The sequence below is a fragment of the Sphingomonas sp. CCH9-F2 genome (assembly GCF_001556735.1).
GTDB lineage: Bacteria > Pseudomonadota > Alphaproteobacteria > Sphingomonadales > Sphingomonadaceae > Sphingomonas > Sphingomonas ginsenosidimutans.
Genome location: NZ_LSJO01000433.1, coordinates 1 through 765, shown reverse-complemented (window position 1 = coordinate 765; position 765 = coordinate 1). Strand labels below are relative to the sequence as shown.

The window sequence follows — 765 nt, the reverse complement described above, 5'->3', positions numbered from 1 at the left end:
AGGCCCTGCGCTGGCGCGGTCAGCGTCATGGGCACGGCGCTGCTGGAGCGCCGCAAATCGATCTGCAGGCCGTTGTCCTTGTAGTCGACGAACAGCGGTTCCCCGTCGGAACAGCGATAGGGATGGCGCCCCATTTCCCCGGTCGCCACGGCGCTGTCGGACGAATGGATCTGCTGCTCCGTTGGCGGGGCTGGCGGCTTTCTTTCCGAGCACGCCGCGAGCCCGACAACGAGGATGACGGCGGGCAGCACCCGCTTACAGTGCATCATCATCGCGCCTTCCTCCTGTAGCGGGAGGGGACGCGCTGACGATTGATAGCCCGGGCAGGCTGACCTACCCGCCAGCGGAGATAGGTTGCGAGGCGATCGTCAGATTCGACCATCAGGGATCGCAGGCGGCGCAACATCATCGCCGCGAACGGCAGGGAGAGCGCCCCGCGCAGCGTGCAGCTATGCGTTAGCCTGGTGCCGCCATCGTCCCCCGCCAGCTCGTACCGCTCTTCGAGCGTGAACAGATAGGGGATGCCGCAGGACCAAGCGAAGGCGTGCGGTTTATCGAATCGATCAATCCGTGCTGGCGTCCGAATTGGCCGGGTGATGCCCTGGATCGCAAAGGTGCATTCTGTGTCGCCGAGCCGGGACGGATCATCGAGAAATACGAGCGGACTCCACGCCCGGCGATGATCCGGATCGGTGAGTGCCGACCAGATGCGCAGTGGCCCGCCGTGAAGCATCGAGCTGGTTATGGTGCGAGGCATATCCCCAT

The 765-nt window shown here is 64.7% G+C and carries 2 protein-coding genes; both read right to left on the bottom strand.

The window, feature by feature from the left end:
* The coding region (locus AX685_RS12150; protein WP_066489046.1) for a hypothetical protein at window positions 1-272 on the bottom strand (272 nt) is incomplete at its 3' end.
* Entirely contained in the window at window positions 269-757 is a 489-nt protein-coding gene (locus AX685_RS12145; RefSeq protein WP_066489043.1) for an SRPBCC domain-containing protein, read from the bottom strand. The genes AX685_RS12150 and AX685_RS12145, both read right to left, overlap by 4 nt.
* Window positions 758-765: the final 8 nt, after the last annotated feature.

What these genes read in the sequence shown, in the direction of transcription:
- AX685_RS12145 (WP_066489043.1), bottom strand. Translation starts at nt 757, where the DNA reads ATGCCTCGCACCATAACCAGCTCGATGCTTCACGGCGGGCCACTGCGC.